At 41.5% G+C, this 9128-nt stretch carries 10 protein-coding genes; 7 read left to right on the top strand and 3 right to left on the bottom strand.

What is annotated here, in order from left to right; translation table 11 throughout:
* The 4 genes from B879_RS19460 to B879_RS19445 form a co-directional block, all read left to right on the top strand.
* The coding region (locus B879_RS19460; protein WP_040401311.1) for a universal stress protein at positions 1 to 784 on the top strand (784 nt) is incomplete at its 5' end.
* Between the two features lies 1 nt (position 785).
* Positions 786 to 1142 carry a translation initiation factor gene (locus tag B879_RS19455; protein WP_009186936.1) on the top strand — a complete coding sequence of 119 codons (357 nt, stop codon included), beginning with the start codon at positions 786 to 788 and terminating at the stop codon, positions 1140 to 1142.
* Between the two features lie 37 nt (positions 1143 to 1179).
* Complete coding sequence (locus tag B879_RS19450) at positions 1180 to 1899, top strand: SGNH/GDSL hydrolase family protein (RefSeq protein WP_009186935.1); 720 nt, start codon at positions 1180 to 1182, stop codon at positions 1897 to 1899.
* Complete coding sequence (locus tag B879_RS19445; RefSeq protein ID WP_009186934.1) at positions 1896 to 2465, top strand: hypothetical protein; 570 nt, start codon at positions 1896 to 1898, stop codon at positions 2463 to 2465. The genes B879_RS19450 and B879_RS19445 overlap by 4 nt, the downstream gene beginning before the upstream one ends.
* Before the next feature lie 6 nt (positions 2466 to 2471).
* On the opposite strand, the gene B879_RS19440 is transcribed toward B879_RS19445, so the two are convergent.
* Positions 2472 to 3458 (bottom strand): GSCFA domain-containing protein, encoded by a 987-nt coding sequence (locus B879_RS19440; protein ID WP_009186933.1) that lies wholly within the window; start codon positions 3456 to 3458, stop codon positions 2472 to 2474.
* Between the two features lie 90 nt (positions 3459 to 3548).
* Between B879_RS19440 and gldC the strand changes: the two genes are divergently transcribed.
* Both gldC and B879_RS19430 read left to right on the top strand, forming a co-directional pair.
* Positions 3549 to 3896: a gliding motility protein GldC gene (gene gldC / locus B879_RS19435; RefSeq protein ID WP_009186932.1), complete on the top strand. Its 348-nt coding sequence runs from the start codon at positions 3549 to 3551 to the stop codon at positions 3894 to 3896.
* 322 nt (positions 3897 to 4218) lie between these two features.
* Positions 4219 to 7185 (top strand): TonB-dependent receptor, encoded by a 2967-nt coding sequence (locus B879_RS19430; RefSeq protein WP_009186931.1) that lies wholly within the window; start codon positions 4219 to 4221, stop codon positions 7183 to 7185.
* Positions 7186 to 7233: 48 nt separating this feature from the next.
* Here the strand turns inward: B879_RS19430 and B879_RS19425 are convergent, their stop codons facing one another.
* Positions 7234 to 7677, bottom strand: a complete 444-nt coding sequence (locus B879_RS19425; RefSeq protein WP_009186930.1) for a GNAT family N-acetyltransferase — start codon at positions 7675 to 7677, stop codon at positions 7234 to 7236.
* A gap of 86 nt (positions 7678 to 7763) precedes the next feature.
* Between B879_RS19425 and B879_RS19420 the strand changes: the two genes are divergently transcribed.
* Complete coding sequence (locus B879_RS19420; RefSeq protein ID WP_009186929.1) at positions 7764 to 8174, top strand: OsmC family protein; 411 nt, start codon at positions 7764 to 7766, stop codon at positions 8172 to 8174.
* A 38-nt stretch (positions 8175 to 8212) separates the two neighbouring features.
* Here B879_RS19420 and B879_RS19415 read toward each other — a convergent pair.
* A partial coding sequence (locus B879_RS19415) for a cation:proton antiporter (RefSeq protein ID WP_040401308.1) occupies positions 8213 to 9128 on the bottom strand: 916 nt, incomplete at its 5' end.

Below are 9128 nucleotides of genomic sequence, written 5' to 3'. Positions count from 1 at the left end.
ACTGGCGGAAAAAACAAAAAATAAGCTGAAACTTTTCCATGTAATAGAGCTGCCTACGCCGCAGAGTTTTAATTCCTATGGGGAAGTTGGGGCATTCAGTAATGAAGGCACCCAGATTTTTATGATTGAGCTGATTGAAAAGAGAAAAAAGCAAATGGCGGAATTGGAAGAATCTTTAAAAAATGAGGCCTATAAATTCGAAACCAAAATGGTATTTGGCAATCCTTTTGTCGGTATCAGCAAAGAAATAGTGGAAGCCCAGGCTGACATCGTTGTGATGGGCAGCAAAGGATCCTCCGGTTTAGAAGAAGTGCTCATCGGAAGCAATACGGAAAAAGTGGTAAGAAATGCCACTTGCCCGGTAATTACCATCAAAAGTCCTGTGAAGCCCAAGGACATCAAAAAAGTAGTGTTTGCCAGTGATTTCAATGAAGTTCCAGGAGATGTGGTCAAGCGACTTAAAGCTGCTATTGAAACCATCGATGCGGAGCTACATCTGGTGAAAATCAACACACCAAGCATGTTTGAAAATACCAGGACCTCTATAGAAAAAATCAATGCTTTTGTCAAAGATTTCAAAGTAAGCGCTGCTTCTACCATTGTCTATAACAGTGCTACAGAAGAAGATGGTATTTTGGAATATGCAGATGACATCAATGCCGACATGATCGCCATGTCAACCCACGGAAGAACAGGATTTTTGCATTTGCTGAGTGGCAGTATTGCGGAAGATGTGGTCAATGCAGCCAAAAGACCCGTATGGACCATGAAGGCAAGAAAATAAAATGAGTAAAAGAAAAAACAACGACTGGAAGAAAAGGGATGGTATTGTATATTCCACTTCCAATGATTTTGATTACCAATTGGATTCGGAGGAGGGTTTTGAAACGCTTCCCCCTCAGCAGCAAAACCTGAAAGTAATGCTGGACAAGAAATCGAGGGGAGGCAAACAAGTCACTTTAATTGATGGCTTTGTAGGTAATGAGGAAGATTTGAAGGACTTGGGGAAATTGCTGAAAAACAAGTGCGGCGTAGGCGGCAGTACGAAGGATGGCGAAATTCTTATTCAAGGCGACCACAGAGATAAAGTCTTAAGCGTCTTATTGGATGCAGGTTATAAAGCCAAAAAAGCGGGGGGCTGATAAGAAGCCCCTTTGCTTTTCACAAAAAAATGATTCAATGATCATCAACCGTTTGCTTTATTTTTTCGAATTACTGTTGCTGCTGCCGGTATTCCCATTACTTTATTTTCAAGGTAAAAAGCTCCGGCATAAAATAAACAGACTTCCCTCCCACTCTGAATTCCTGGCCCTTAAAAGCCATAAGAACGCTCCAAATATTCTGATCATTGGAGAATCTACTGCGGCCGGTGTGGGGGCGAGCAGACTGGAGACTACATTTGCTTTCCAGGTTCGCCAACAGTTGCAAGAAGGTTATTCTGTATATAATTTAGGTAAAAATGGACTTAGAGCCGAGCGGTTAAAGCGATTATTGCTTCATGGTCAACAGGAACTCTCTTCAAAAATCCAAATTGGGGTCATACTCATCGGTGCTAATGATTGTTTTAAATTCACACCGCCAAGCACTTTTCACAGAGAGCTGAAGGAATTTGTACAACTGCTCACCCAGACTTATGGAGTAGAAAAGGTAATCCTATCCAACATCCCCCCTGTCCATCAATTTCCCGCTTTGCCTTGGATTATCCGATTTTTCCTAGGCTGGCACAGGACATTACTAATTCGGGAAATCCACCATTTACAAAAAGTTATGCCTCATTTGAAATACAAGACTGTCAAGCAAAACTTAGACAAATCTTTTTTTGCAGAAGATGGCATCCATCCTTCAGACTTAGGCTATGAAGCCATGGCCCGGCAGCTTAAGGAAGAAATTGTATCATGAAAAACAAAGCTGCCCACCTTTTTACCGTACTGGGACATCCCTTGATTTTGGGGACTGTTTATGTTTTTTTTATGGCTGCCGCAAACCTTCCTTCGAGACAGGCTTTTCTACTTTCTGTTTTGGTCGTCGGGTTCATAGCTTTACCCATTACCTGGCACAACCTCAGGAAATTAAAGAAAGGGCAATACAGTAATTTTGACGTATCCGATCAAAATCAGCGTAAAGGCTTTTACCCCTTTGCCCTTGGCCTTTTTCTAATCTTATTTTTGAGCTTCTATTTCCTTGAATTTCCTCCAGCTGTCTTATACAATTCCGGTAACTTCACCATTATGCTGGCTTGTTTGGCCCTTGTGAACCTAAAAATCAAAGCTTCTCTACATGCAGCTACTGCATTTTATGCAGGAATCAGTGTTTTTAGCATTTCAATGACTGGTGGAATCATCATAATGGGTCTGGCAATGGCTACCACATGGTCTAGATGGGAATTGAAAAGACACAGCCCATTGGAACTTTTAATCGGTGCCATGGTGGGTATGTTTTTCGGTATGATAAGCCTGAATCTCTGAGCCTTTTCATCTTCTCCTGTTATTCTGGTGTTTTCTTAACAGGTCAATTTCTTTGGAGAAGTCAAAATCCTTACTGTATCGCTCGATTTTACGCTGTAAATTGTCTAAAAATTTCTGATGAGCAGGACTATCCGGATTAAAAGGCCTATGCGATAAATCCCGCTTTATTCCTTCCAATTCCTGGATCAAGGGAAAAGCCTTTGGTTCTATCCAGGTCTTTTTAAACCTTTCCCAAATATAATCTTCTGCCACACTGGAAGGATGTATGAGGTCTTCTTTATAATAACGGTAATCCCGCAATTCATCCATCATGATTTCATAACTGGGAAAATAATGGACAGTGGCATTTGAGGTGGCAATTTTTTGGCTGGCTACAGCCAGTATCGCTTTGCTCAAATGGTTCTCAGGAATACCATCCTTGGTATGGCGCACAGGACTCACGGTCAAAATCACTTGTACCTTGGAATTGAATTGCCGGAGGATTTTCAGGAAGGCATTAAAGTTTTTAACTATCTCTTCCACCTCAAGCAATCGCTTCTCAAAAAGCCCAGTTGGTTGTTTATGGCAATTGGCTACAATTTGTCCCTGATAACCAAATTCATACACCCAAGAGGTACCAAAAGTGACCAAAATATGGGAGGCTGTTTCCAATATTTTTTTCGTCATCTGCTGCTTTTTACGAATCAGCCTGGATAAGGACTCCTGCGAATAAGCAGCTACATCAGAATGCATGCCGAAATGAAGATACAATCCATCTCTGACCAGCATCATATCCGTATTGATAGGCATTTCCAACAAGGCATCCTCCATTACTTGAATCATGGAAACAGGATTGAACAAGGTTCCAAAAGGGTTATTCAAAACAGTGAATTTCCTTTCAGTCAACTTCTCCCCTATTACAGTCGAAAAACATGACCCAATGGAAAGTATAGGTGAACCATGGTGAATTTTGGGATTTCCTTCAGGAATATCAAAAGTAAGTGTCCAATGCATGGCTTAAAATTAGAAAGAAAGCGATGTTTGGGGAACAAAATCAGACAAAAATTAATTTTACTAGTTTTGTGAAGAAATTTAAACATAGCAATGAAGAACTCAGAGATTAAGTTTGTAGTCCAATTGGACGAGAAAAACCTCCCAAAGACCATTCAATGGGATGCAACAGACAAAGAAGCCGGTGGCCTGGAAGCCACAAAGAGCATCAGCTTGAATGTTTGGGACAATTTAAACCATAGTACCCTAAGGATTGACCTATGGACGGAAGATATGTCTGTGGCTGAAATGAAAAGATTCTACATAGACATTCTTGGGGGCATGGCCCAGACTATTCTGAACAGTACCGGTGATGAATACATGTCAGAAGAAATGAAAGACCTTTGTGACCGATTGGTCAAGCATGTCAACGAAGAAAATAAAAAAGCAGGTCAAGGATAAATCCTGAGATAATATTAAACGATTGTATGGAACACCGGAGTTTTTCCGGTGTTCTTTTTAGTTTTTTCAAAAACACCCTAAGTTTCCCTCTTCGGCTGATCATCAGAGTGTATTCCAATATGAAAAATTAGCCTAATAGCACATATTTCAATTTTTATATCTGAAAATCAACTAGTTTACGCAATAGGCTATAAGTTTTTTTTATTTAATGAAATATTTTTTTTTGCATTTTCATTGATAATTGGGATTTTCAACTAAATTTCAAACTTATTGGAGCAAATCAGTTGAATTCCAAAACAAAACAAAAAACCCACAATAGCTTATGCAAAATTTTACAAAAAGTGTATGGCAGGCAGTTTTGATTTTGCTTGTCACAGTTTCCATAGGGATGAGTGAAGTTCTTGCCCAGACCACTACCATATCCGGTAAGGTTACGGAGGAAAGAACCAAAGAAACGCTTGTCGGTGTGAATATCGTCGTCAAAGGAAGAGTAGTGGGCACCATTTCTGATCTTGATGGTAATTTCAACCTTAGGGTCAATCAAGCACCACCACTTACCTTGGTGTTTTCAATGATCGGCTTTTCTTCAAAAGAAATAGAAATCACTGAATCCAATGTAAGCAACCTGCAGGTTACCTTAGCTGAATCAACCATTCTTGGTCAAGAAGTGGTGGTATCAGCTTCCAGGGTAGAGGAAAGTGTCCTGCAATCTCCCGTTACGGTAGAAAGAATGGATATCATTTCCATCAGGGAAGCGCCTCAGGCAAGTTTTTATGATGGGCTTAAAAACATGAAAGGGGTAGAAATGAGTACCCAGTCCCTCACCTTTCAGTCTTTCAATACCAGAGGTTTTAATGCCAACGGTAACGTCAGAACTGTGCAGATGATTGACGGTATGGATAACCAAGCTCCAGGATTGAACTTCTCTGTGGGTAATATTGCAGGTATTTCTGAATTGGACTTGGAAAGTGTGGAATTGCTACCAGGAGCAGCTTCTGCCCTATATGGCCCTAACGCCATTAATGGTATCCTTTTGATGAACTCCAAAAACCCATTCCAGTACCAAGGTTTTTCTGCACAGATGAAAAGTGGTATCATGGATCAAAATACAAGAACCAATCCTACGACAGGATTTTATGATTTTGCAGCACGTTATGCCACACAACTCTCAGATAAAGTTGCTGTAAAATTCAATGTCAATTACCTCAGAGCCGATGACTGGCAGGCCAATGACTTCAGAGATCAGTCATTATTGAACGGATTTGGTATTGGAAATGGAACCAGAGAAAATAACCCTGGGTTCAATGGTGTCAATATTTATGGAGATGAAACCAATGTGAACATGTTCAGTGTGGCACAAAGCTTGGTAGGCGCTGGCGTATTGCCAGAAGCTGCGCTTGGATTAGTTCCACAAACTTTTGTTTCAAGGACAGGGTACAGAGAAAGTGATTTGGCGGACTATGGTACCAAATCCTTGAAATTGAATGCTGCCTTGCACTGGAGAGTTACCGATAAGGTAGAAGCCATCTTCCAAGGAAATTATGGATCAGGAACAACAGTCTATACGGGTGCTGATAGGTATTCCATTACAGGATTCAATATTGGGCAATATAAAGCTGAGTTAAGAGCGGACAACTGGTTTATCAGAGCTTATACCACGCAAGAAAGATCAGGTGATTCTTATGCCATTGGTATAGCTGGACAGGGCATCAATGAAGCATGGAAACCAAGTCCTCAATGGTTTGGTGAATATGTAGGCGCTTTTGTCCAAGCAAGAGGCCAGGGTGCCCCAGAAGATCAGGCACATGGATTGGCCAGGGCTTTTGCAGACCAGGGCAGGTTTATGCCGGGAACCTCACAATTCAATCAGGCATTGGCTGATGTCAGGTCAAGACCTATACCGGGAAATCAGCAAGGTGTTGGTGCGTTGTTTGTTGACAAAACCAACTTGTACCACCTAGAGGGCTCTTATGCATTCAAAGACATTAAATTTGCCGATTTTGTAGTAGGTGCTAACTATAGGGTATTCCAGCTAAATTCTGAAGGAACTCTATTCGCTACAGATGATCAAGGCAATGAATTCAATATCAGAGAATTTGGAGGCTATGCGCAAGGTTCCAAAACCATCGCTGAGAAATTGAAATTAACCGCTTCTGTGCGTTATGATAAAAACGAGAACTTTGACGGACAATGGTCTCCAAGGGTATCAGCTGTTTACACCGCAGGACAACATAACTTCAGGGCTTCTTATCAGACTGGTTTCAGGTTACCTACAACCCAAGATCAGTATATCGATCTGTTGACACCTCAGGCAAGGTTGATTGGTGGTCTACCTTTGTTTAGAGACAGGTACAATTTTGCAAATAACCCTGCATACTCCTTAGCTACTGTAACGCAGTTTGGCACAGCCATTCAGACATTAGCGGCAAATCCTCAGTTCCAACAGCAGGTATTCCAGCAAGTCTTCAGTCAGTTCCCGGAAGGAACCGCTCCTAATGACCCTGCTGTATTGGCTGCTGTAGCCCAAGCAGTTCCGGTAGTGGCAGCACAACAAAATCAAAACCTAAGAACACCCTATCAGTTCACCAGATTCCAGCCTGAAATTGTAAGATCTTATGAAATCGGTTATAAGAGCCTTATTGCCAACAATAAATTGTTGATTGATGGCTACTACTACTATAATAGATTTGAGAATTTCATTGGTGGCGACATCATCATTCAGGACAGGTTCCCTGATTCAGGTATCGCTTCTGATCTAGGATTGAACCTATTGAGTGCCAATTCCAGAAATATCTTCTCATTACCCGTCAACAGACAAGAAGTAATTAAATCCTTTGGCTGGGCTTTAGGGGCTGATTACCAATTACCTAAAAACTACACCATCGGTGGTAACGTTTCCTTCAATAAGTTGGCGAACTTGGATGAGTTGGCTGAAGTAGGTTTCATCCCTTCCTTCAATACACCTGAGTACAGGACTAACCTTACATTCGCTAACAGAAACATCAACAACAAAAACATCGGTTTTGCAATTGCTTGGAGATGGCAAGATGAGTTTGTATGGCAATCTTCTTTCGTTGCTCCAGGAGTGAATGCCCAACAGCTTTCTGTCATGCCGGCATTTAGTACTTTGGATGCGCAGGTAAGCTATAAAGTGAAAAGCATCAAATCCATTGTGAAATTGGGTGGTCAGAACTTGTTCAACAGTTCAGGCTTCCGTCAGGCTTGGGGTAACCCAACCGTGGGAACCATGTACTTTGTTTCCCTTACCTTTGATGAATTCTTGAATTAATTTAGCCAAATTCCATAAAAAAAGCCGATCTTCTAAGGATCGGCTTTTTTATTTAAAGTCTTTGGCATGTAACCTCATCGGTGTCACCCTGCCATAAAAATCAAAGGTCTCTCCCACTGCCCTAGCCCCCATTTTACCTAATAGTTCAACAGTGATGTCCCTGGCATCGATATGGATTTCTTTGGCTCCTGCCTCAAATAGTGCTTTTAAACTGACATGGGCCAAACGCTTGCCCAGCCCCTTTCCCCTTAAACTAGGATCTACCGTATAGCGTCCCCAATGCCAGATATTTCCTTCCCACCAAGCGATGGCCAGAGCCACGAGTTCCCCATTTTGTAGGATACCCCAACTCATCTGGGGATAAACCTTGACAGGAAGATAATCTTTGGGAATCTGTTGCTCTAGGGTAAAAACCTTTTCCATCAGTGCAATTGCCTGGTCCCTGTATGCTGCTGAAAGTTGGATGATATTTAATGTGGTGAATTCTTCCATCCATTGAATTTAAATGATATTTTTAAATGAAGGAACAAAATCGACGAAAAGCACATTATACAATCTAAACCATAACCATAATCAATATGAAAAGAAAAGCAACTGCCGTATGGCAAGGTTCAGGAAAAGAGGGTAAAGGCCATTTGACTACCGAAACCGGCGTACTGGATAAAACCCAATATTCTTTCAGTTCCCGTTTTGAAGATGGGAAAGGCACCAACCCAGAGGAATTGATTGCAGCGGCACATGCGGGCTGCTTTGCCATGAAACTCAGCTTTAACTTGAGCGGTGCAGACTTTCCGCCACAGGAATTGGATGTGCAGTGTGTCATTACTTTTGAAGACGGCACGATAAAGCAATCCAAATTGATTCTCAAAGCAAAAGTAGATGGCATTGGTGGAGAAAAATTCACTGAACTGGTAAATGATGCCAAGGACAACTGCCCAATTTCCAAACTATTGAATACTGAAATTGTAGTGGACGCTACTTTAAATTAAATTAACAGACCACTCCTTTATTGTAAGAAAGGGAGTGGTCATTTTTTTCTCATCAACCAGTCAAAAACAGGTTTGGCTGAAAGACCGTGAACTAATAGGGAGAAAATAATGATCACCAAAAGCAACGCAAAGAGTTCTGCTTGTTGCTCAAAATCAGCTTGATTAAAAGCATACAATACATAATACAAAGATCCAATTCCCCTAATACCAAAAAAAGCAATGACCCACCGTTTTTTCTGGGGCAAGGGTGTCTGAATTAAAGCAAGGTAGCCCGCCAATGGCCGGATAAGCATCACAACCAAAATAGCTGCCGGGATCATATACCACTGAAAGTCATCTATAAATTCATGGCTGAGATATACCCCTACCAACGAAAATAAGACCACAATCAGTATTTTCTCCATTTCTTCGGAAAAATCATGCAAAGTCTCAAGGTATTTCCCCGCTTTTTCCTGATTCCTGAAAACACATGCTGCCACAAAAACTGAGATAAAGCCATAACTGCTGGCTATTTCCGCAAGACCATAAGGGATAAGAGTAAGGCTCAAAGATAAAATACCTATGCTAACAGCCAGTTTTTTTGATTTAGGTTTCGGAAAGAGGGGGATCATCCTGTACAATAACCATCCTGTAGCCCAACCAATAAGCGTTCCTACAACAATTTTATAAAAGAAATCCATCCATAACCAATCCCAGAACCAATTAGATGGGTGGGCACCAAGGAGTGCCATGGCTATGGCCAAATTGGTAAAAGGAAATGCCAGCCCATCATTAAGGCCAGCCTCTGTCGTTAGTGCCAGCCGAGTATGGGAATCGTCTTTTTTATTGGGTGAACTGGTCTGTACATCAGAAGCCAAGACTGGGTCTGTTGGAGCTATTACCGCACCGAGGAGCATGGCTGTCGCCGGAGCAAACCCAAGACCTATCCATCCTAAAAAGAATACCGCAATAATG

This window comes from Cecembia lonarensis LW9 (assembly GCF_000298295.1).
In the GTDB taxonomy this organism is placed as follows: Bacteria; Bacteroidota; Bacteroidia; order Cytophagales; family Cyclobacteriaceae; genus Cecembia; species Cecembia lonarensis.
This window is presented reverse-complemented; position numbering and strand designations above follow the sequence as displayed.

Coding starts and splice junctions, on each gene's coding strand:
- B879_RS19455 (WP_009186936.1), top strand. CDS start 786: ATGAGTAAAAGAAAAAACAACGACTGGAAGAAAAGGGATGGTATTGTA.
- B879_RS19450 (WP_009186935.1), top strand. CDS start 1,180: ATGATCATCAACCGTTTGCTTTATTTTTTCGAATTACTGTTGCTGCTG.
- B879_RS19445 (WP_009186934.1), top strand. CDS start 1,896: ATGAAAAACAAAGCTGCCCACCTTTTTACCGTACTGGGACATCCCTTG.
- B879_RS19440 (WP_009186933.1), bottom strand. CDS start 3,458: ATGCATTGGACACTTACTTTTGATATTCCTGAAGGAAATCCCAAAATT.
- gldC (WP_009186932.1), top strand. CDS start 3,549: ATGAAGAACTCAGAGATTAAGTTTGTAGTCCAATTGGACGAGAAAAAC.
- B879_RS19430 (WP_009186931.1), top strand. CDS start 4,219: ATGCAAAATTTTACAAAAAGTGTATGGCAGGCAGTTTTGATTTTGCTT.
- B879_RS19425 (WP_009186930.1), bottom strand. CDS start 7,677: ATGGAAGAATTCACCACATTAAATATCATCCAACTTTCAGCAGCATAC.
- B879_RS19420 (WP_009186929.1), top strand. CDS start 7,764: ATGAAAAGAAAAGCAACTGCCGTATGGCAAGGTTCAGGAAAAGAGGGT.